Genomic DNA, 19,813 nt, shown 5'->3' with positions numbered 1-19,813 from the left:
CCATGAACACACGTATCGCGCTGTCCTGCTTGCCCCTCGCGCTGCTCGCGGCCACCGCCCATGCTGCGCCGACGCTGTACTTGGGCATGAACGGCGGCACCATGGAACGGGTGTACGCCGACAAGGTGCTGCCCGCGTTCGAGAAAGCCAATAACGTCAAAGTGGTGATCGTGCCCGGCACCTCGTCGGACATCCTCGCCAAGGTCCAGGCCAACAAAGACAACCCGCAACTGCACGTGATGTTCCTTGACGACGGCATCATGTACCGCGCCATCTCGATGGGCCTGTGCGACACCCTGGCGCCAGGCCCGACGCTGGAGCAAATCCCGGCCAAGGCCAGAATCAAGGACCAGGCCGTGGCGGTAACCCTCGGCGTTACCGGCCTGGGCTACAACGCCAAGATGTTCAAGGAAAACGGCTGGGCCGCACCGACCTCGTGGATGGACCTGGCCGACCCGCGCTTCAAGGACAAGGTAGTGTTCCAGTCCCTGGCCTCCTCGACCTTCGGCCTGCACGGTTTTTTAATGTTCAACCGTATTCAGGGCGGTTCCGAAACCAATGTGGAACCGGGCTTCAAGGCCTGGCCAAAAACCGTCGGGCCGAATGTGCTGGAATACATCGCCAGCTCGGCAAAAATCTCCGAGATGGTGCAAACCGACGAAGCCGCCCTCTTCCCGCTGACGCCCACGCAGGTCGCCACGCAAAAACTCTTGGGCGTGCCCATGGAATATGCGCAGCCCAAGGAAGGCGCGGTGGTGCTGAACGTCGCCGAATGCGTGATTGCGCGTAATGACCAGCCGGAACTGGCGCAAAAACTGGCGGCGTTCCTGCTGACCGCCGAAGCTCAAGCGCCGGCGCTGGAAGAAGGTGACCAGATACCCTCGAACCCGACCACGCCGACCACCGACAAAACCCGCGCGCGGGTAGAGGCGATGCAGGGTTACCTGCAAACGGCGATTTCGATTGATTGGGACCAGGTCAACCAGGCGCGGCCAGAGTGGAATGCGCGGTGGAGCCGGTCGATTGAGCGTTGAGTGCTGCACGGGGTGACGCAGAACGTCACGGGGTGCATTCCCACGCGGAGCATGGGAACGATCATCATCACGATCAGGCCGGGGTAATTGGCAGCGCGCGTTTGTGTGCGGTCTTGCTGTACGCGGCCTGCACAATCTGCCTCACCCGCTCGCTCACCGGCTCACCCATCAAGTAGGCGTCGATCTCTGCATAGGTGCAGCCATACGCCTGTTCATCGGCCTTGCCCGGCGCCAGTTCTTCAAGGTCTGCGGTGGGCTGCTTGTGCACCAGGTTTGCCGGTGCGCCGAGGGCTATGGCGAGCAAGCGCACTTGGGTTTTAGTCAGGCCCGACAGCGGTGCCAGGTCACAGGCGCCGTCGCCGAATTTGGTGAAGAAGCCCATCAACGCTTCGGCGCCGTGGTCGGTGCCGACCACCAGGCCATTGTGCAGGTTGGCCACGGCGTATTGCGCGATCATCCGGCTGCGCGCCTTGACGTTGCCTTTGATGAAGTCGACCTGCGCGGCGCTGGCGGCGGTAGCGGTGAGGCTGGCCATCAGGCCATCGACGCTGGCGGCGATATTCAAGGTGTCGATGTGGTCCGGTTTGATGAACGCCAGTGAGGCTTGCGCGTCACGCTCATCGGCTTGGGTTTTATAGGGCAGGCGCATGGCGATAAAACGCGCGGCATAGCCATCGGCGCGCAGTTGCTCGACGGCAAGCTGGCACAGGCGGCCCGCCGTGAGTGAGTCCACTCCGCCGCTGATGCCCAGCACCAGCGCCTTGCTGCCTGCGCTGCGCAAGGTGGCCTTGATAAAGTCGATGCGCCGCTGGATTTCGTTGGCTTCAGCGCCCTTGACCAGTTGCCGGTCGATATTCAGTTCCCGCGCAATACGCTCTTGCATGTCACACCTCCAGACTGCCGACATTGAATACCTTGGCCGCATACTGCAAAAACGACGGGTCTTCGCAGACGTTCTTGATCGGGTCATCGGAAAACTTAACCACCGGTTCGCCATGCACCCGCACCAGTTTCATCACGATGCTCAACGGCTCTACGCCCGCTACATCACAGGCCAAACTGGTGCCCATGCCAAACCCGAACTTGGCCTTGCCGCGCACGTGACGCAAGATCGGCAAGCATTTCTCGAAGTTCAGGCCGTCGGAAAACATCAGGTCCTTGGTCATCGGGTCGATACCCAGTGCTGCGTAACGCGCCAGCACTTTATCGGCCCAGACGATGGGGTCGCCGGAGTCCTGGCGCAGGCCGTCATACAATTTGGCGAAGTACAGGTCAAAGTCCTTGAGGAAAAAGTCGGTGCTGATGCAGTCGGTCAGCGCAACCCCGAGGCGCCCACGGTATTCACGCACCCAGTTTTCCAGGGCGGCGTTCTGGCTTTCGCGCAGGCGCCCGAGTTGCTGGTGCACCATCATCCATTGGTGGGCCATGGTGCCGATCAGCGGCAGGTCGAACTCATACGCCAGGTGCGCGTTGCTGGTGCCGACGAATTGGCCGGGGAAGTCGCGGCGCATGATGTCCACCACTTCGCGCTGGGCCTTGAATGACAGGCGTCGGCGCGTCGAAAAATCAGAGACGCGCAGATCGGCGAGTTCGTCGCGGCTGAGGTTTTTCTCCAGCCAGTCGAACTTCTGGTAGAGCTTGCGGGTGACATCTTCCAGGCTGACGTCGGGGTATTTGTCGCGGTTGCGCAACTCGCTGACCAGCGCCAATACCGGTTGCTCAAACATGATGCAGTGCAGCATCGGGCCAACCACGCGGATGTTCAGTTGGCCGTCGACCTCGCTCACCTGGATGTAGCGCAGGTTGAAGCGGAACAGGCCAAGGAAGCGCTCGTAATCCGGGGTCAGGTATTCGCGAAAACGCGGGTTGAACAGAAAGCGCAACTCGCCTTCGCGCATGTGCAACCCGGCGAGTTTTTCCAGCTCATCGCGCAGTTGTGGAATCAGGTGGCCGAGCTTTTCCTTGGAGCGCACGATGAAGTTGTATTCCACATCGACGTTCGGGTGCTGGTGCAACACCGCCTGCATCATGGTGAAGGTGTAGTAGTCGGTGTCGAGCAAACCCTGGATCACCGGGGATTCGTAGTCGTATGCACTTTCCATCGTGTTTCTCCTTAGCGCGTGGCCATCGCGGCCAGTTCTTCGCGGGTGCGGCTGATCACGGCACCGGCCTTGAGCAATTGATTCACCGCCTGCACGCCGCCCTCCTCGGTGATACCGCGGCACGCCGGCACGTGCAGCACCACGTCAAAACCAGCCTTGAGCAGTTGCAACGCGGTGGTCTTGACGCAGTAGTCGAGCGCCAGGCCGCCAACGATCACGCGGCTGACGCCTTGGGCGTTCAAATACTCGATGACGCCCGTCGACAGCTTGTCGTGCAGGTCGTGGTAGCAGGCGCCGTAGGGGTGAAAGTCGGGCTCGACGCCTTTCCAGATGAAGTAGTCGTAGTCATAAGGGCTGGGCAATTCGTCCAACAACGTAAAACCCTCGGTGCCCGGCACGCAGTGGCTGACCCAAGTGACATCGGCGTGCGCCAGGCCTGTGGGTTGCAGCATCTCGCTGTGCTGCGCGACCACCCACGACGCGTGCGGGGTGTGGGCGTCTTTGCTGCCCACGCGATGGCCGGCAAGGCTGGCCATGAAGTTGAGCTCTGCGCCTATCTGGTCACCACCGGCCACCGGTAACTCGTCGGGGCACAGCGGCGTGAAGCTCTTCTGGGCGTCGACGTCGAATGAGGCGATGGCAGTTTTTGCGAGGGTCATGACGGTTCTCCTGTGGCCTGAAAACAAAAGTACACGTCATGTACTTTCATTGCAAGAAACATTTGGTTATGGGTGTTGGTGCAAGTACATGACATACCTGTTCGATCCGTTAGACTGTACCCCGCCACTGTTCATAAGGACCTCCCATGCCACTTAGCGCCTACCTGCACACTGTCGACCTGTGCGTATTGTTTTATTGCCGCACCCGCGGGGAGTTGATGCTGCTGCTGAACAAACGCGAAGCCGAGCCCTTCGCCGGGCACTGGGCGTTACCCGGCGTGGTCGTGAACGGCGGCGTGCAAGATCTGAGCCTCAAGGATGCGGTGGAGCGTTTACGCGCCAGTGACAAGGTGGGCTTTGAGCTGGCCTGGTGCGAGCAAGTCGGCACGGTGGGCGACGCGTTTCGTGACCCGCGTTGCTGGTCGTCGTCGACTTACTACCTGGCGATCGTCGCCGCGGAGGTCAGCTTGGCTGAGCATCAGCAATGGTCTGCGCTGAACGCGGTGGCGGACGGCAGTATCAAGCTGCCGTTCGACCACAACCTGATCGTGGCGGCGGTGCAGGAACGGCTGTTTTCCAAGTCGCTGTACAGCAGTTTGCCGTTGATGTTTCTGGGCGATGAATTCAGTGCGCCGCAAGCCACCACGATTTTTTCGCTGGTGCTGGCGCGGCCGGTGTTGAAGACCAGTATTCGCCAGCGTTTGTTGAAGCTGACTGAGGCGGGGTATTTGCGTGAGACGGGGCGCAAGAAGCATGGCGAAGGCGGCCGGCCACAGGCAACGGTGGAGAACCTGAAGCCTGGCGCGGTGTATTTTTTTGACCGCAGTTTTGCCGACTAACGTTTTGATCAAACCTCATGAGAATTCAAATGTGGGAGCGGGCTTGCTCGCGATGCAGTCAACGCGGTGTACCTGCTGGTCCGAGGTGCCTGCATCGCGAGCAAGCCCGCTCCCACAGAAAGCGCTTTTACGCTTTTGATCTTGATCTGAGAAGCGCCGCCTCAACTGACCTGGCCTTAGTTCATCCAATTACCGCCATCGACGTTGTAGGTCTGCGCCACCACATAATCGGCCTCCTTCGAGGCCAGGAACACCGCCATGCCGGTCAGGTCCTGCGCCGTGCCCATGCGCCCGAACGGCACCTCAGCGCCCACCCGCTGCTTCTTCTCGCCAGGCGCCAAACCTTCATGCTTGGCGAACAGCGCATCCACGCCGTCCCAATGCTCGCCATCGACCACACCCGGCGCGATGGCATTAACGTTGATGCCTTGCTTGATCAAGTTCAGCCCCGCCGACTGCGTAAGGCTGATCACCGCCGCCTTGGTCGCGCAATACACCGCCACCAACGCCTCGCCCCGACGCCCGGCCTGGCTGGCCATGTTGATGATTTTGCCACCGTGCCCCTGGCTAATCATCTGCCGGGCAGCCGCTTGCAGCGTGAACAGCGTGCCCGCGACGTTGATCGAGAACAGCCGCGCATAGCTGTCGCGGGTGATGTCGACGATGGGCGCCAAGTCGAACAGTGCCGCATTGTTGATCAAAATATCCAGCTTGCCGGCCTGCGCCACCACGGCAGCAATCGCCGCGTCGATGGAGGCTTGGTCGGTGACGTCCATCGCCACCGCGTAGGCCTGAGGGCCAAGCTCGGCTGCGGTGGCCTCAGCGCGTTGCCGGTCAATATCGGCGATGGCAACCGTCGCGCCTTCAGCAATATAGGCTTGAGCAAACGCACGGCCGATACCCCGCGCCGATCCGGTGATCAGTGCACTTTTACCTTCGAGTCGTTTCATGGCGGTGTCCTGTAAAAATCACTTCGGGTAACCGGCGCGTTTCATCTCGCGCTCGGTGGTGGACTGGGCGGCGAGCAACGCCTGTTCAACCGTCATGCCGCCGGTAAGCGCCGCCGAGAACAGCTTGCCAACCGAAGTACCGATGGCCTGGAACTCAGGGATCGTCACGTACTGGATGCCCACATATGGCACGGGCTGGGCCGATGGGTGCGCGGGGTCGGCGTGCTTCATCATCTGCAACGTCACTTGAGCAAACGGCGCGGCTTTCAAATACGCTTCGCTGTAGGTCGACTGGCGCGTGCCTGGCGGTACGTTGGTGATGCCTTCTTTATCGGTCACCAACTGAATGTAGTCCTTGGACGTTGCCCACGTGATGAACGCCTTGGCGGCGTCCTTATGCTTGGAGGTGGCCGGGATCGCCAGGGACCAGGCGTACAACCAGGAAGAACCTTTGTCGGTGACTTCGGTGGGTGCCGCGGCGAACTCTACGCTGTCTGCGACTTTGCTCTGGCTTTTGTCGGTGGTGAAAGAACCGGCGACGCTGGCATCGACCCAGATCGCGCATTTGCCGCTGTTGAACAGCGCCAGGGTTTCGTTGAAGCCGTTGCTGGACGCGCCCGGTGGGCCATATTGCTTCAGCGTGTTGACGTAGAAGTTGGCGGCCGCCGTCCACTCGGGGCTGGTCAATTGCGGCTTCCACTGCTCGTCGAACCACCGCGCGCCAAAGGCATTGGCCATGGTGCTGAGCAGCGCGATGTTCTCGCCCCAACCGGCTTTGCCACGCAGGCACAGGCCATATTGGTCTTTGTCCTTTGCGGTGAGCTTGGCGGCGAATTCACCGAGTTGGCTCCAGGTGGGGTGCGCCGGCATGCTAAGGCCGGCTTGTTTAAACAGGTCGGTGCGGTAGTAGGTGACAGTGCTTTCACCATAGAACGGCAGTGCGTACAGGGTGCCGTTGACCGACAGGCCCTGGCGCACAGAAGGGAAAATATCATCGGCGTCGTAGTCAGCCGGCAGTTGCGTCAGCGGCTCCAGCCAATGTTTGGCACCCCACAGCGGGGTTTCGTAGGTGCCGATGGTCAGCACATCGAACTGCCCGCCCTCGGTCGCAATGTCGGTGGTGAGGCGCTGGCGCAGTACGTTTTCTTCGAGCACCACCCAGTTGAGCTTGATGCCCGGGTGCTGCGCTTCGAACACGTTGGACAGGCGCTGCATACGGATCATGTCGCTGTTGTTGACCGTGGCGATGGTCACGGTGTCGGCAGCGTAGCTGGGCATGCCCAGCGCCAGGCCAGAGAGCAGGAACAGCGCTTGCGGGAACTTGGCTTTGCAGGTCAGGAGCATGGCGGTTTCCACCTGTTGTTTTTGTTGTTGAGCGCCGATTACAGCAGCTTGCCGATGCCCTCACAAACGAATGACGAATGCATGGCTGGTACTTTTTTAACCGGGGCGCACGGATCAAAAAAGTATCAGTGCCGGTCGAATCGGGGGGTAGCACTCAGCGTGGCAAGGCGCGTATTTTGGCGTCATCCAACAATAAAAGAGGCATCAGCATGCCCATCAGTCGCGCCAAACTGTTCGAACACCGGCCTGCCGAACTCGAAGTCATCCTGCCCGAACCGGACCACTGCTTCCGCTGGTTCGAACACGACTACCCTTACGACCTGGCGCGCTGGAACCACCACCCCGAATTCGAAATTCACCTGATCCGCCAAGGCAGCGGCAAATTGGTGGCGGGCGACTATATTGGCGCGTTCAGTGCCGGGCACGTTGCGCTGATCGGCCCAGACCTGCCGCATGACTGGATCGGCGAGCTGGCTCCCGGCGAACACCTGAGCGGGCGCGATGTGGTGCTGCAATTCGACGGCGCCGCCCTCCTCGCCTTGCGCAAAATCCTGCCGGAACTCGGCGACTTGCAGCCGTTGTTCGAACAGGCCCGGCGCGGCTTGCAATTCAGCGGCGACACGGCGCTGCAGGCCGCGCGGTTGATGGAACACATCGGCAAGGCCCACGGCCTGCAACGGCTGATCCTGTTCCTGCAATTGCTCGACCGCTTGAACACCGCCCCCGCGCATCAGGTTCAGGCGCTGGCCAGCCCCTGCTATGCCCCGACGCTGGATGCGCGCAGCGCAGAGCGCATCAACAAAGCGTTCGATTACCTGATGACGGAGCTGACCGGCGATGTGCGCCTGTCAGTGATCGCGCAGCAACTGGAGATGAGCGAACCGGGCTTCTCACGCTTCTTCAAGCGCAACACCGGCCACGGTTTTATCGACCTGATGCGCAAGTTCCGCGTGCAGCGCGCGTGCCGGCTGTTGCTGCAAAGCGAGATGTCGGTAGCCGACATTTGCTTTGAAGTGGGCTACGCCAACCTGTCCAACTTCAACCGGCACTTTCGCATCGAAACGAACCAGACGCCGAGTGAGTATCGCCGCGAAACCGCGATGCAGTTGTTCAACCGCCTCGATAAATTGACACCCAGTCATTTCTGATCAAAAGGTCGACTAATTCACCTTTTTTTCATTTCATTCAAGCGATTGAGCAAAGTTGGTACAGCCTGTGCAAACGTTTGCGGAACGAACTTGGCAGCCGAGTTCTTCTTTGCCCGAGTAATCGGGTTCAAACCGCGTACGAATAGGGATTTTTAATGCACCCCACCTCCAGGAGCCCTGCGTCGGCTACTTCCTTTGGCGTTTCCCTGCTGCTGGCTGCCGTTACGGGAGTACTCAGCGCACCCATTTTGGCGCAGGAGGCACCCGTCAATGACTCAGCACAGGGCGAAACCCTTAGCCCTGAAACCAAGCCTGCCGAAGCCAGCCCGGCGAAAAAAGGCGCGTACCTGTCAGACTGGTTCAACCAGGACCTGACGCTGATCGGCAGCAAAGACATCAGCTTCAGCCCCAAGCCGTCCGATGACGTGTACCTGGAATACGAGTACTTCGGCCGCAAAGGGCCGTTCGAGTTGTACGGCTATGTAGACGTGCCGAAGATTCTCGGCATCGGTAACAGTAATGACAAAGGCGCGTGGGACCATGGCTCGCCGCTGTTTATGGAACACGAGCCGCGCATCTCCATCGACTACCTCGCAGGACGCAGCCTGGCGATCGGCCCGTTCAAGGAATGGTACGTAGCGTTTGACTGGATCTACGACCACGGCAGTAATACGTCCAACCGTGCCAACACCCTGTACAGCGGCCTCGGCACCGATATTGACACCCACTCGCGCGTTAACCTGTCGGCCAACTTTTACGGGCGCTACCAGTGGGAAAACTATGGCGCGAGCAATGAATACTCGTGGGATGGCTACCGCGCGCAAATGAAGTACATCGTGCCCATCAGCAGCTTCGACAACGGCGCGTCGCTGACCTATATCGGCTTCACCAACTACGATTTTGGCTCGGACCTGCACAAAGACAATGTTGCGCGCACCGCCAACTCGCTGGTGGCCACCAACGTGCTGTTGTACTCGTTCACGCACCTGCGTTTTACCCTGGTGGGCCGTTACTTTCACAACGGCGGCAACTGGGATGATGGCAGTGAGTTGAATTTCGGCGAGGGTAACTTCCGCGCCCGCTCCGATGGCTGGGGCTACTACGCCGGCGTCGGCTACCAATTCTGATCAAGGAGTATTAGATGAAAGCGTTTACCCGTCTCTCGCTGGCCGTTGGCCTGGCCCTGCTGCCCCACGTGGTGTTGGCTGACACCGCGCCGATCAAGCCCAAAGTGATGCTGATCACCATGTTTGCCCCCGAGGCGCAAACCTGGATTGACCGCCTGGAACTCAAGCAAGAAGTGCGCGTACCCGGCCTCTCGGCTGATTACCCGGCCATCCGCTGCAACACCCAAGACGTTTGCCTGCTCGTCACCGGCATGGGCCAGACCAACGCCGCCGCCTCGACGCTGGCCTTGGCGCTGTCGCCCAAATTCGACCTGCGCCAGAGCTACTTTCTGATCGCCGGCATCGCCGGCATCAACCCCAAGCACGGCACCATCGGCACCGCCGCCTGGGCGCATTACCTGGTGGAATTCGGCACCCAATGGGAGCTTGATTCGCGGGATGTGCCCAAAGATTGGCCGACTGGTTACATCGGCATCAACACCAAAGGCCCCAACGAAAAACCACCGTTGGACTATAAGACCGAAGTGTTTGAGCTAAACCCCATGCTGCAAGCCAAGGCGTTTGCCTTGTCGCAAAAGGTTGAGCTGACGGAAAGCAAGGAATCCAGCGCCTGGCGCAAACACTACCCGGCGGCACCGGCGAATCAACCGCCGCAAGTCACCCGTTGCGACACCTTGGCCGGCAATACCTGGTTCTCCGGCACACGCCTGAGCGAGCGCGCCGAAGTCTGGACCCAATTACTCACCGACAACAAAGGCGAGTACTGCACGACGCAGCAAGAAGACAACTCCACCTATGAAGCCTTGCTGCGCGCCAGCCGCGAAGGCCTGGTGGACATCCAGCGCCTGGCCGTGGTGCGCGCCGGCTCTGATTTCGACCGCCCGTACCCCGGCTACAGCGAAGTCGACAACTTGCTGAAGTACGCCGACCAAGGCGGGTTTGTACCGGCGCTGGAAAACCTCTATCGCACAGGCAACCCACTGGTGCAGGCGATCCTGAAGAACTGGTCCGCCTGGGAGAGAGGCGTTCCGCAAGACTGATAAAACGCAAAAGTGTGGGAGGCCAGCGAGACCGGCTCCCACATCCACACCTTTAACCGTGGGCCGACTTGGCGCACTCACAGCCCGTCGCAGCCGCACACGGCTCACCGTGCGCATGATGCTCGGCGCAGCCCTGGCAGCAATAGCCTTTACCGTCTTTGATTACCGCGTCAACGCCCAGCACGCATTTGCAGTGGGGGCAGGCACAGGTTGTATCTGGCATGATCAGACTCCTTTTGATGGTCGTCCAGGTGCGGCGAGCGCTGCACCTAAAGCAATGACTATGGGCAAGGCGCCAAGGTTCATTCCGGTTAATCGGCCTGACGCGTATTGCTGCGGTACATAAACACCAGCGCCAGCGCCAGGCACAGCATCGCCACGATGCGACTGCCCGACAGCTCTATCGCCGGGTTGCCCAGCCAACCGAAGTTATCGATCAGCATGCCCATGCCCAGTTGCCCGACGATCACCGCCACCGTCGCAACAGCCGTGCCGACGATGGGCACCGCGCCAACCATCACCATCATGTACACCACGCCGAACAACGCACCGGTCAGTTGCCATTTCGGCACATCGAGCAGGCTGATAGCCTGAGCGGGCTCAAAGAAGAAAATCAACAGTGCTGTGGTGATCGCGCCCACCGCAAAGGTCAACAAGCTGCTTCGCAACACACCCACCGACTGGCCCAAGCGCCCGTTGATAGCCGCCTGCATACTCAACACCGCACCTGCGGCGATCACCAGTACCAATAACAAAATCAGATTCATCGCCTTACCCTCGTGCAATCAAAACAAGTGCCGCCACAATTAATGCCAAGGCAATCCAGCGCTCGCCATTGACCCGCTTGCGCGAAGTGCCGAACCAACCGAAATGGTCGATCAGCACACTTTTGCCGACCTGGCCCGACAAAATCGCGATCATGGTCATGGCGATACCGATATGCGGCGTGGCCAGGGTCAGCACCACCACATACATCGGCCCCAGAAACCCGCCGATCAACTGCCAGCGTGGCAGCTCAGTCAACGCGGGGCCTTGCTGCGGGCCGCTGAACAGCATCAACAAAAACAGGATCGCCGTGCCCACACCAAAGATGCTCAAGGTCGCCCACAAATGCCCGACCTGCACGCCCAGTGGCCCGAGCAAACCCGCCTCCACCGACAAGCCCATGCCCGCCAGAATCACCAATGGCAGCAACAGCAACCGCAGTGCATTTTTTTTCGACGTAGCCTGCGCCACACCCTCAATAGAACTTGCCTGCATACATCACCTGCGTTTCAAGAAAGAAAACATGGCGCGCATTATCCGGTGGCCGTCCTGTGCGATAAATGGGAGCATATGGATAACACCTTTGCGCGATACGCACAGCCTGGAGGCATGATGCAGGGCTTGAATGAGTTGAGTTTCAAGGCGATGCGCCTGTTTGTCGCCGTGCTCGACCACGGCAGCTTCTCCGAAGTGGCGCGCCGTGAAGGCTTGGCGCCCTCCTCCATTTCCCGACAAATACAGTTGATGGAACAGGCGCTCGGCCAACAGTTGCTGTACCGGCACACCCGTGCGGTCAGCCCGACCGAGGCCGGGCGCCTGCTCGGCCATCACGCGCGGTTGATGCTGGAACAACTGGAAACCGCCGGCCAAGCCCTGCAGGAACAAGAAAGCGAGCCCAGCGGCCTGGTACGCATCAATGCGCCAATGGTGTTCGGTCAGCGTCACCTTTCGCCATGGCTGGGCGAGCTGTGTCGGCGCTACCCGAAGCTGCAACTGGACATTCAACAAACCGATACCTACGTCGACCCGCTGCAAGATGGCACCGACCTGCTGTTTCGCATTGGCGTGCTTAACGACTCCGGCATGCAGGCACGTATCTTTGCGCCCCAGCGCTTTCGCATTGCCGCCAGCCCCGCTTACCTGGCACGCCATGGCACGCCGCAACACCCAGGTGAACTGATCAACCACCAGTGCCTGGCCTACAAAGGCATTACCGGCCAGCAACGCTGGTTCTTTCGCCGCGATCAGGGCGACTGGACGCCCTACAGCGTCAAAGGCCCGATCACCGGCAACCACGCCGACACCTTGACCCACGCGGCAGAGCAAGGCTTGGGGTTGGTGGTGTTTCCTTCATGGCTGATTGGTGAAGGCCTGCGTGCAGGTACGTTGCAGGCAGTGCTCACCGAGTATGAAGTGGCGACCACGCTCGAACCCCAGCAAATAGCCGCGCTGTGGCCCGGCAGCCGACGTTTGTCGCTGAAGGTGCGCACGGTGATTGATTATTTTGTGGCGTGTTTTGGGACGGTGCCGTATTGGGATCGCTGAGCAATTTCGATCACTCAAACAGCGCTGGCGCGAAGAAAATTCCTAGCAAGAAATGTAGGTCCGTTCTGAGTTTTCGCGCCACTATTCCCAAGTACAGCACTCGGTATGCAGGCTTGAGCCTATTCTTTTATGGGGATCACCAGATGATTACCTTACCGTTGGGCGAAGAAAAAATAACCTGTCAAAACTTGTCGATGAGGCCGCCGCCGGCAAGGTGATCACCATCGCCAAGCATGGGCGTGCGATTGCGCAGCTTGTGCCGGCAGGAAAGCCCAAAGGCCATCGAATTGGCGCCATGAAAGGCAAGCTGGTCGTGCCCGACGACGTTGATGCTTCGTTGCCCGACGACCTGTTGGACGCGATTCAGGGCGCTCAGCGATGACCCCAAGCTCTCCGGCTAGCCCGAAAGCTGATTGAAAATGCTGCAGAGATTTACGATTGCGACAGCGATCAGCGAACCGATGAAACTGCTGACGGCGCGATGCGCAGGTTGCTCAATACTCGTCTTTGGCGATGCTTGTGCAGGCTGGCGCCGAACCCATTGCCCTCCAATCAAAACAACCACTGCCCGATCAACCACGCATTCGCGCCACTGATTACCACAAACAGAAACCACGCCAACACACGTGTCGGTAGGCGGTTAACAAACGGCCCCATCAATTGCTTGTCGTCGGTCATGCGGATCAGCGGGTACAGCGCAAACGGTAACTGCAGGCTAAGCACCACTTGGCTCAAAATCAGCAACTTGCCGATGGCATCGTCGCCCATCAGCCACACCCCGAGAAACGCCGGGATCAGCGCCAGCCCACGGGTGATCAAGCGTCGCTGCCAGCAGGGAATACGCAGGTTGAGGTAACCCTCCATGATCACTTGCCCGGCAATCGTGCCCGTAAAGGTCGAACTTTGCCCCGAGGCCAGCAAGGCCACGCCGAACAGGATGCTGGCGAACGCACCGCCCACCAGTGGGTCGAGCAGATGGTAAGCGTCTTGAATCTCGACCACATCGGTGTGGCCGGTCTTGTAGAAAGCTGCGGCAGCCAGCACCAGGATGGCGGCGTTGACCAGTAACGCCAAGGCCAGTGAACCGATGGTGTCGATACGCGCCAGCTTGACCGCGTCCTGTTTACTGGCGAGGTCTTTGCCGATCAGCCGGGTCTGCACGATCGAGCTGTGCAGGTAGAGGTTATGCGGCATCACCGTAGCGCCCAGGATGCCGATGGCCAGATACAACGGCGCCGCATCGCTGATGGCCGACAATGACGGGGTGAAGCCACTGAATACGTCCGGCCAGTAAGGTTTGATCAGCACCAGTTCGATAAAAAAACACACGCCGATGGTTGCCACCAGCGCCAGCATGATTGCCTCAAGGCGGCGAAAACCGCGGTTTTGCAGGGCCAGGATCAATAGTGTGTCGAACGCTGTAATCACTATCCCGGTAGTCAGCGACACGCCGAGCAGCAGGTGAAACGCCAAGGCGCAGCCGAGCACTTCGGCAAGGTCGGTGGCAATGATCGAGATTTCGGCCAGCGCCCATTGCGTGCGTGCCGAGCGTTTGCTGTAGCGTTCGCGGCACAGTTGCGCCAGGTCCTTGCCGGTGGCGATACCCAGCCGTGAGCACAGGCACTGCACCGCCATCCCGGCCAGGCTGGCCAATAACACCACGAACAACAGGCTGTAGCCGTAACGTGAACCCGCTTCAATGGCCGTGGCCCAGTTGCCGGGGTCCATGTAGCCGATAGAGATCAGCAGGCCGGGGCCGGCGAACATCAGTGCGCGTTTAAAAAACGAAGCCTTGGGGTCGACGATGACGGAGCCAGCCACTTCCGGCGGGCAGAACGGGGCGGTAGCGATTTTCGGCAGGCTGAATTTCACGCGGTATCCCAAGCAAACGTACGAGTCAGACGCGCAGCTTATCAGTCGGACGCGACGGTGCGCATCACCGTCTCACGCGGTAAGTCAAACGCTTCGACGACTTGCACCACCAGGTCCATCTCCTGGTTCAGCGCCTCGCGTTCCATGCGCTGGCGAACCACGCCCACCACCAATACTGCCAGGGTGGTGATGGAATAGGCCGGGCCGGAAAACGCCCGAACACCGCTGACCAGCAACATAGCGGCCGCCAGCGCCTGACCCACCACCGGAATCGCCGTGGCGGCGCCGCGCCGTAGCATAAACCCGGTCAACCCCGCCAACGCCGTGCCGCTCAGTGCAGTAGTCGCCGAGCGGCCAACATCGAAACGCTTGAACAAGCCCTGCTCTTTTTGCGCGGCGGCCTTGAGTTCAGCATCGAAGGCCTGCCGATCGGCATGACTGAGTTTGTCCTTGTACTGCGTGATCAGCTTTTCCGCCACCTGAGCCTCAATATCCGCCAGCGACACGCTTTCCAGCGGCGCTTTGAACTTGATCCCAAGGCGCTGCGCCACCGCTTCGGCGATCTGGCGATAACTCACGCCGTGGCCACGAGAAAGGTTCATAAAGCTGTCACCGCCCATGCGCTGCAATGCGATGGCCAGCTTCAACGGCTCGCGTACGGCGGCATCAATCGAGGCGCTGCGCTTTTGCGCGATTAATTCGGCGAGGAATTTAAGCTCGTCCGGGCGCGCTTGCAGCAGTACCGGGAACAGTTCCGCGTCCTCTTCGGCGAAGCGTACCTCGCGGCTGCGCTGATCGGCGCGGATGATGCCGCGCCGCTCCTGCAACAGGTCGGTGTATTGCACCACGGTTTTCAACTGCGGCCAGTACGCGGCATGGTCGAAAGTAGCCAAGTGCACATTGGTCACTTTGGCCTTGAGCGCAGGCGTGAGCGCAATCGCATAACGGCCAATGCAGCGTTCGGTGTCCGGCTTCATCGCCAGCGCCCAGTCCTTGCTTGAGTAGCAATTGATCACGCGCCCCTTGAGCGGCGCCGACACCGCCTCCCACGGGCTGGACGTGCAAATAGCCCCGCCCATCAGCAACACGTTATTCAATGGCAGTTCGCGGGCGACTTCGGGGCTGGCCAGCACACTCTTGACCAGAATGCGTGCGCCGAGGGAATGACCGATCAGGTTGATGCGCCGCACCTCCAGCGATTCAGCGTGCAGGTAGCTGGCCAATTCCGGCAACAAGGTCTTGGCCACTTCATCAACACGCGCCTCGACACTTTTGTAGTGGTCGAGAAAATACGCAATCGCCTTGCCCACGCCCACAGTTGCGGCACCCAAACCACCGCCGCCGAGCATTGAGGTGATCACATCCTTGAACGGCGCGAAGAGGTTTTCCAGAAAATGCCCCGCCGGCCAGAACAGCATCAGGTTGGTCGAGCCTTCGATGCTCGCCAGTTGTTGCTTGAAGTTGCCCAGTTGCTGGCGGTTGAAGAATGCCGAGTAACCGTGAACATAGAGATTGAGCACATCGCCCTGAGGCTCGCCACACATCACAAACGTGGGCTTGCGGGTGCGGTGCATTTCATCCCACTGGTGTTGCATGGGCCGGTGACTCCTGGTGACGATGGACGGCGATAGTAACAAAGCGTGAGCGCAAGTGAGGTGAATCCTGACCGGCGTGCGCGGCGCTGTCCACCTCGTCCAGCTCATCCAGCTCATCCACCAGGCGCCGGGCATGGCGCTAATACTCCAGCCCTTCAGGCGTCGGCGCCAGCGCGCGAGTGGTGCGGCGCATCAGCTTGATGCCAAGGTGCTTTTCCAGGTCCGTGACCAACTTGCTGACGGTGGAGCGCGGCAGCGCCAACTGATCGGACGCACGGCTGAATGAACCGGTATCGACCACACGCACGAAGGTGCGCATAGCGAGGAGCTGGTTCATGTGGGTCGGCCAATAGGCATCAGTGAGCGAAGTTGTCGATCTTGACCTGCCCGTCTGGAAACGTCGCGATGATTTCCAGCTCGCCACCCATCGCACGGATGTAGTCACGCAGCGTGCTGATGTACATGTCGGTACGGCGTTCCATTTTCGACACGGCCGCCTGGTTGATCTTCAATGCCTTGGCGAGAGTCTCCTGGCTCAACTGTTGTGCCTTGCGCAGCTCATGCAGCGGCATTTCCTTGAGGTGCTGGTGAAACAGCTGCTCTGCCTCCGCCCGAGCCTCAGGCGCCATGCGAGCTTGAAGTTCAGCAAATTTTTTAGCCATGTTTAAGGCTCTCCTTACGCAATGTGTCCAAATGTACGTCATACAGCTTTTCAGCTACCGGAACGTACTCTTCATACCATCGGTCTTGTGCAGTTTTATTGCCGCCAATCAGCAATACCGCGCAGCGCTTGGGATCAAATGCATAGAGCACTCGATAAGGGCGCCCCGCGCGCTGTATACGCAGTTCTCGCAGGTTGCCATGCCGAGCCCCCTTGATATCGCTGCTGTGGGGAAAGCGCAGGCCCGGTCCAAAAAGCCCGAGCAGATCAACGCTGGCAGATACCGAGGATTGCTCCCTTGCATCCAGGCAACCCCACCAATCTGCGAATTCATCCGTGTATTCAACGTCCCATATCATGCGAATATGCCACCTAAGGAATATAAACTCAAGGGCATAACTCTGGTTCACATAAAGCCATCCAGCCAGCCGCACTCCACCGTAAAGTGTTTGCACATTGTTCTGGCTGCGTGCAGAACAGGCATCTCGTCGCATCCAGAGCCAGGCCGATACGTTGCGCAAGCACTGTTTGCGCGTGGGGTGACAGTCGACGGTCAGCGACTGTCGCGACAAAAATACAAGTTTCCGGATGTAAAAAAGCGCTCTAATACCCGCCTGTTGATTGGCAATAAAGATTCTGGAGTTCGCAATGCCCCATGAAGGCAACCTGTTACAAGCAGCCGTGGTGTTCCTGCTCGCCGCCGTGCTGACCGTGCCCTTGGCCAAGCGCCTGCAACTGGGTGCGGTGCTGGGCTATTTGTTCGCCGGCGTGATCATCGGCCCGTCGGTGTTGGGCTTGGTGGGTAACCCGCAAAGCGTGGCGCAGTTCTCGGAACTGGGCGTGGTGCTGCTGCTGTTTATTATCGGCCTGGAGCTGTCGCCCAAGCGTTTATGGGTGATGCGCAAGTCGGTGTTCGGCGTCGGCCTGGCCCAAGTGTTGCTCACGGGCGTGGTGATGGGCGTGGTGGCGCTGTGGCTGTTTGGCCAATCCTGGAACAGCGCCATTGTGCTGGGCCTCGGCCTGGCGTTGTCCTCCACGGCTTTTGGCCTGCAAAGCCTGGCCGAGCGCAAGGAACTCAACCAGCCGCACGGGCGCCTGGCCTTTGCGATTTTGCTGTTTCAGGACATCGCGGCGATCCCGCTTATCGCGATGGTGCCACTGCTGGCCGGCAGCGATCACCCGACCACCGAGGCCCAAGGCCTGCAACACGTGCTGCAAATTCTCGGCAGCATCGCCGTGGTGATCCTCGGCGGTCGCTACTTGCTGCGCCCGGTGTTTCGCATTGTCGCCAAAACCGGCCTGCGCGAAGTGTCCACCGCCACCGCACTGCTGGTGGTGATCGGCACCGCCTGGCTGATGGAACTGGTGGGCGTGTCGATGGCCCTCGGCGCGTTCCTCGCCGGGTTGCTGCTGGCGGACTCGGAATACCGTCACGAGCTGGAATCGCAGATCGAGCCGTTCAAGGGGCTGTTGCTCGGGCTGTTTTTTATCAGCGTAGGCATGGGCGCCAACCTCAGCCTGCTGCTCAGCTCGCCGCTGGTGGTGATCGGCCTGACCCTGCTGTTGATCGGCTTGAAGCTGCCGATCCTGTACGCCGTGGGTCGGCTGGCGGGTGACCTCAACCGCGAAAGCGCGTTGCGCTTGGGCGTGGTGCTGGCCGCGGGTGGTGAGTTCGCGTTTGTGGTGTTCAAGATCGGCCGCGATCAAGGCCTGTTCGAACCGCACCTCTACGACGTGCTGGTGCTCACCATCACGCTGTCGATGGCGGTGACACCGTTGCTGCTGCTGGTGTGCCCGAGATTGTTCAAGCCCAAGGTCAAACCCGTCAACGTGCCGGAGGAATACCGTGCCATCGAAGGTGATGCGCCACGCGTGGTGATTGCCGGCATGGGCCGAATGGGCCAGATTGTGGCGCGTATTCTGCGCGCGCAAAACATCTCGTTTATTGCCCTCGATACCTCGGTAGAAACCATCGAACTGACGCGCAGTTTCGGCGGTATGCCGGTGTTCTATGGCGACCCGCAACGCCCGGAAATCCTGCACGCGGCCAAGGTCGACCAGGCAGAATTTTTCGTGATCGCGATGGACGATCCGGAGATCAACATCAAGACCGCCGAACTCGTCCGCAACCTCTACCCGCACATGAAAATCATCGCACGCGCGCGTAACCGCCAGCACGTGCACCGCCTGGTGGACCTGGACGCGTCACCGGTGCGTGAGACCTTTTATTCAAGCCTGGAAATGAGCCGGCGCACCCTGGTCGGGCTGGGTTTGAGCCAGGCGCAGGCCGATGCGCGTATCAGCCGCTTCAAAAACCACGACTTGCAGTTACTCGCCGCGCAACACGCGGTATACGACGACGCCGCCAAGGTGATGCAGTCCGCCCAGGAAGCCCGTACGGAACTGGCGCGGCTGTTTGAGATGGACCGGCTAGAGGAAGAGTCCGACAAGGTTTGAGGCTATGTATGAACGTTATTGAGAATTTTCTGACAAAATACCGTGCAATTTCGTTCATCACTGGAGCGTTTCATGGCCACTTTCACTAAAACCGTCGCCCTGCTGGCCCTCGCGCTCACCGCTGGCAGCGTGTTTGCAGCCACCAAGCCCACCGAACAGACCATCTCGACGCTGGGCGGCAAATTCACCTTCAACTTGCCTAAGGCTTACACCGCCGACACGTTGCCAAGCGGCAAGGTTGAGGATGGCACCGCCGACACTCAGGGCACCCTTTACGCCAACTCGACCACTAAAAGTGTGGTGATCGTCGCCGAAACCGTGCGCAAGGACGCGGCGCCGATCAAGGACAATGACCCGCAGTTCCTCGATGGCGCCGTGGCCGATTTCGTCAAAGACCAAAGCGCCGCACTGCCTGACTTCAAGAAGCAGAACGAGAAAAAACTGACCGTCAGAGGCCTTGGATTGCGCCAAGTGGACAGCACGGCCACCCAAGGTGGCGGCAAGACCTTGAACTCCACCTTTCTGGGCGGCTCGGGCAACCACTTGCTGGTGATTCAGGCGATTTCGCGGGCGGATGATGTAAAGGGCCACGCCGAGTTGGTGAAGCAGATTACCGGCGCCAAGTAAGTAAACCGGCACAACAACCAGATCAAATACTGTGGGAGCGGGCTTGCT

General features: G+C 59.9%; 21 protein-coding genes and 1 pseudogene. 9 read left to right on the top strand and 13 right to left on the bottom strand.

The genetic code is table 11. The annotated features are described in order from the left end of the window. Positions 1-2: 2 nt before the first annotated feature. Positions 3-1,034, top strand: a complete 1,032-nt coding sequence (locus F0169_RS22010) for an ABC transporter substrate-binding protein (protein WP_152747612.1) — start codon at positions 3-5, stop codon at positions 1,032-1,034. Positions 1,035-1,107: 73 nt separating this feature from the next. On the opposite strand, the gene nadE is transcribed toward F0169_RS22010, so the two are convergent. The 3 genes from nadE to F0169_RS21995 are packed head-to-tail and all read right to left on the bottom strand — an operon-like array spanning position 1,108 to position 3,795. Beyond that, positions 1,108-1,917 carry an ammonia-dependent NAD(+) synthetase gene (nadE, locus tag F0169_RS22005; protein WP_152747611.1) on the bottom strand — a complete coding sequence of 270 codons (810 nt, stop codon included), beginning with the start codon at positions 1,915-1,917 and terminating at the stop codon, positions 1,108-1,110. Position 1,918: 1 nt separating this feature from the next. Beyond that, positions 1,919-3,136, bottom strand: coding sequence for a nicotinate phosphoribosyltransferase (pncB, locus tag F0169_RS22000; protein ID WP_152747610.1), 1,218 nt, complete (start codon positions 3,134-3,136; stop codon positions 1,919-1,921). Between the two features lie 11 nt (positions 3,137-3,147). Further along, positions 3,148-3,795: a nicotinamidase gene (locus tag F0169_RS21995; protein WP_152747609.1), complete on the bottom strand. Its 648-nt coding sequence runs from the start codon at positions 3,793-3,795 to the stop codon at positions 3,148-3,150. 146 nt (positions 3,796-3,941) lie between these two features. On the opposite strand from F0169_RS21995, the gene F0169_RS21990 reads away from it, so the two are divergent. Continuing rightward, a complete protein-coding gene (locus F0169_RS21990) occupies positions 3,942-4,634 on the top strand; it encodes an NUDIX hydrolase (protein ID WP_152747608.1) in 693 nt (230 codons plus the stop codon). 176 nt (positions 4,635-4,810) lie between these two features. On the opposite strand, the gene F0169_RS21985 is transcribed toward F0169_RS21990, so the two are convergent. After that, positions 4,811-5,584: an L-iditol 2-dehydrogenase gene (locus F0169_RS21985; RefSeq protein WP_058413950.1), complete on the bottom strand. Its 774-nt coding sequence runs from the start codon at positions 5,582-5,584 to the stop codon at positions 4,811-4,813. Between the two features lie 18 nt (positions 5,585-5,602). Further along, the gene (locus F0169_RS21980; protein WP_425274313.1) at positions 5,603-6,862 is read right to left on the bottom strand and encodes an ABC transporter substrate-binding protein; all 1,260 of its coding nucleotides are present in this window, start codon (positions 6,860-6,862) and stop codon (positions 5,603-5,605) included. Positions 6,863-7,137: 275 nt separating this feature from the next. Between F0169_RS21980 and F0169_RS21975 the strand changes: the two genes are divergently transcribed. The 3 genes from F0169_RS21975 to F0169_RS21965 all read left to right on the top strand — a co-directional run bounded on the left by F0169_RS21975 (position 7,138) and on the right by F0169_RS21965 (position 10,243). Further along, positions 7,138-8,076 (top strand): AraC family transcriptional regulator, encoded by a 939-nt coding sequence (locus F0169_RS21975; RefSeq protein ID WP_152747606.1) that lies wholly within the window; start codon positions 7,138-7,140, stop codon positions 8,074-8,076. A 155-nt stretch (positions 8,077-8,231) separates the two neighbouring features. After that, positions 8,232-9,203 carry a nucleoside-specific channel-forming protein Tsx gene (locus tag F0169_RS21970; RefSeq protein ID WP_152747605.1) on the top strand — a complete coding sequence of 324 codons (972 nt, stop codon included), beginning with the start codon at positions 8,232-8,234 and terminating at the stop codon, positions 9,201-9,203. A 14-nt stretch (positions 9,204-9,217) separates the two neighbouring features. Further along, entirely contained in the window at positions 9,218-10,243 is a 1,026-nt protein-coding gene (locus tag F0169_RS21965) for a purine-nucleoside phosphorylase (RefSeq protein WP_152747604.1), read from the top strand. A 52-nt stretch (positions 10,244-10,295) separates the two neighbouring features. On the opposite strand, the gene F0169_RS21960 is transcribed toward F0169_RS21965, so the two are convergent. From F0169_RS21960 to F0169_RS21950, 3 genes are all read right to left on the bottom strand, one after another. Further along, on the bottom strand, positions 10,296-10,466 hold the full coding sequence (locus F0169_RS21960) for a metallothionein (protein WP_082649060.1): 171 nt from the start codon (positions 10,464-10,466) through the stop codon (positions 10,296-10,298). 88 nt (positions 10,467-10,554) lie between these two features. Next, positions 10,555-11,010: a DMT family transporter gene (locus F0169_RS21955; RefSeq protein ID WP_058413954.1), complete on the bottom strand. Its 456-nt coding sequence runs from the start codon at positions 11,008-11,010 to the stop codon at positions 10,555-10,557. A gap of 4 nt (positions 11,011-11,014) precedes the next feature. After that, positions 11,015-11,503 carry a DMT family transporter gene (locus F0169_RS21950; protein ID WP_152747603.1) on the bottom strand — a complete coding sequence of 163 codons (489 nt, stop codon included), beginning with the start codon at positions 11,501-11,503 and terminating at the stop codon, positions 11,015-11,017. A 117-nt stretch (positions 11,504-11,620) separates the two neighbouring features. On the opposite strand from F0169_RS21950, the gene F0169_RS21945 reads away from it, so the two are divergent. Next, the gene (locus F0169_RS21945; RefSeq protein ID WP_152747602.1) at positions 11,621-12,553 is read left to right on the top strand and encodes a LysR family transcriptional regulator; all 933 of its coding nucleotides are present in this window, start codon (positions 11,621-11,623) and stop codon (positions 12,551-12,553) included. A gap of 143 nt (positions 12,554-12,696) precedes the next feature. Continuing rightward, positions 12,697-12,935: pseudogene (locus F0169_RS21940) on the top strand (type II toxin-antitoxin system Phd/YefM family antitoxin). Positions 12,936-13,105: 170 nt separating this feature from the next. Here the strand turns inward: F0169_RS21940 and F0169_RS21935 are convergent. The 5 genes from F0169_RS21935 to F0169_RS21915 all read right to left on the bottom strand — a co-directional run bounded on the left by F0169_RS21935 (position 13,106) and on the right by F0169_RS21915 (position 17,040). Next, positions 13,106-14,425: an Nramp family divalent metal transporter gene (locus tag F0169_RS21935; protein ID WP_172979514.1), complete on the bottom strand. Its 1,320-nt coding sequence runs from the start codon at positions 14,423-14,425 to the stop codon at positions 13,106-13,108. Positions 14,426-14,466: 41 nt separating this feature from the next. Further along, the gene (locus F0169_RS21930) at positions 14,467-16,020 is read right to left on the bottom strand and encodes a DUF726 domain-containing protein (RefSeq protein ID WP_152747600.1); all 1,554 of its coding nucleotides are present in this window, start codon (positions 16,018-16,020) and stop codon (positions 14,467-14,469) included. 139 nt (positions 16,021-16,159) lie between these two features. Then, a complete protein-coding gene (locus tag F0169_RS21925; RefSeq protein ID WP_241679157.1) occupies positions 16,160-16,357 on the bottom strand; it encodes a helix-turn-helix domain-containing protein in 198 nt (65 codons plus the stop codon). Between the two features lie 19 nt (positions 16,358-16,376). Continuing rightward, the gene (locus F0169_RS21920; protein ID WP_058413963.1) at positions 16,377-16,682 is read right to left on the bottom strand and encodes a helix-turn-helix domain-containing protein; all 306 of its coding nucleotides are present in this window, start codon (positions 16,680-16,682) and stop codon (positions 16,377-16,379) included. Next, the gene (locus tag F0169_RS21915; protein ID WP_152747619.1) at positions 16,675-17,040 is read right to left on the bottom strand and encodes a type II toxin-antitoxin system RelE/ParE family toxin; all 366 of its coding nucleotides are present in this window, start codon (positions 17,038-17,040) and stop codon (positions 16,675-16,677) included. The genes F0169_RS21920 and F0169_RS21915 overlap by 8 nt, the downstream gene beginning before the upstream one ends. Before the next feature lie 289 nt (positions 17,041-17,329). Between F0169_RS21915 and F0169_RS21910 the strand changes: the two genes are divergently transcribed. Both F0169_RS21910 and F0169_RS21905 read left to right on the top strand, forming a co-directional pair. After that, positions 17,330-19,138 carry a monovalent cation:proton antiporter-2 (CPA2) family protein gene (locus tag F0169_RS21910; RefSeq protein WP_152747599.1) on the top strand — a complete coding sequence of 603 codons (1,809 nt, stop codon included), beginning with the start codon at positions 17,330-17,332 and terminating at the stop codon, positions 19,136-19,138. 72 nt (positions 19,139-19,210) lie between these two features. Further along, positions 19,211-19,765 (top strand): DcrB/PsbP domain-containing protein, encoded by a 555-nt coding sequence (locus F0169_RS21905; protein ID WP_152747598.1) that lies wholly within the window; start codon positions 19,211-19,213, stop codon positions 19,763-19,765. Positions 19,766-19,813 lie beyond the last annotated feature (48 nt).

Origin of the sequence: Pseudomonas kitaguniensis (assembly GCF_009296165.1) — a bacterium.
Classification (GTDB): domain Bacteria; phylum Pseudomonadota; class Gammaproteobacteria; order Pseudomonadales; family Pseudomonadaceae; genus Aquipseudomonas; species Aquipseudomonas kitaguniensis.
This window is presented reverse-complemented; position numbering and strand designations above follow the sequence as displayed.

Bases quoted from the DNA above. Each gene is read 5' to 3' on its own strand.
- F0169_RS21945 (WP_152747602.1), top strand. From the start codon at position 11,621: ATGCAGGGCTTGAATGAGTTGAGTTTCAAGGCGATGCGCCTGTTTGTC.
- F0169_RS21955 (WP_058413954.1), bottom strand. From the start codon at position 11,010: ATGAATCTGATTTTGTTATTGGTACTGGTGATCGCCGCAGGTGCGGTG.
- F0169_RS21925 (WP_241679157.1), bottom strand. From the start codon at position 16,357: ATGAACCAGCTCCTCGCTATGCGCACCTTCGTGCGTGTGGTCGATACC.
- F0169_RS21930 (WP_152747600.1), bottom strand. From the start codon at position 16,020: ATGCAACACCAGTGGGATGAAATGCACCGCACCCGCAAGCCCACGTTT.
- F0169_RS21990 (WP_152747608.1), top strand. From the start codon at position 3,942: ATGCCACTTAGCGCCTACCTGCACACTGTCGACCTGTGCGTATTGTTT.
- F0169_RS21995 (WP_152747609.1), bottom strand. From the start codon at position 3,795: ATGACCCTCGCAAAAACTGCCATCGCCTCATTCGACGTCGACGCCCAG.
- pncB (WP_152747610.1), bottom strand. From the start codon at position 3,136: ATGGAAAGTGCATACGACTACGAATCCCCGGTGATCCAGGGTTTGCTC.
- F0169_RS21965 (WP_152747604.1), top strand. From the start codon at position 9,218: ATGAAAGCGTTTACCCGTCTCTCGCTGGCCGTTGGCCTGGCCCTGCTG.
- F0169_RS21910 (WP_152747599.1), top strand. From the start codon at position 17,330: ATGCCCCATGAAGGCAACCTGTTACAAGCAGCCGTGGTGTTCCTGCTC.
- nadE (WP_152747611.1), bottom strand. From the start codon at position 1,917: ATGCAAGAGCGTATTGCGCGGGAACTGAATATCGACCGGCAACTGGTC.
- F0169_RS22010 (WP_152747612.1), top strand. From the start codon at position 3: ATGAACACACGTATCGCGCTGTCCTGCTTGCCCCTCGCGCTGCTCGCG.
- F0169_RS21905 (WP_152747598.1), top strand. From the start codon at position 19,211: ATGGCCACTTTCACTAAAACCGTCGCCCTGCTGGCCCTCGCGCTCACC.
- F0169_RS21915 (WP_152747619.1), bottom strand. From the start codon at position 17,040: ATGATATGGGACGTTGAATACACGGATGAATTCGCAGATTGGTGGGGT.
- F0169_RS21970 (WP_152747605.1), top strand. From the start codon at position 8,232: ATGCACCCCACCTCCAGGAGCCCTGCGTCGGCTACTTCCTTTGGCGTT.
- F0169_RS21975 (WP_152747606.1), top strand. From the start codon at position 7,138: ATGCCCATCAGTCGCGCCAAACTGTTCGAACACCGGCCTGCCGAACTC.
- F0169_RS21950 (WP_152747603.1), bottom strand. From the start codon at position 11,503: ATGCAGGCAAGTTCTATTGAGGGTGTGGCGCAGGCTACGTCGAAAAAA.
- F0169_RS21985 (WP_058413950.1), bottom strand. From the start codon at position 5,584: ATGAAACGACTCGAAGGTAAAAGTGCACTGATCACCGGATCGGCGCGG.
- F0169_RS21980 (WP_425274313.1), bottom strand. From the start codon at position 6,862: ATGCCCAGCTACGCTGCCGACACCGTGACCATCGCCACGGTCAACAAC.
- F0169_RS21960 (WP_082649060.1), bottom strand. From the start codon at position 10,466: ATGCCAGATACAACCTGTGCCTGCCCCCACTGCAAATGCGTGCTGGGC.
- F0169_RS21920 (WP_058413963.1), bottom strand. From the start codon at position 16,682: ATGGCTAAAAAATTTGCTGAACTTCAAGCTCGCATGGCGCCTGAGGCT.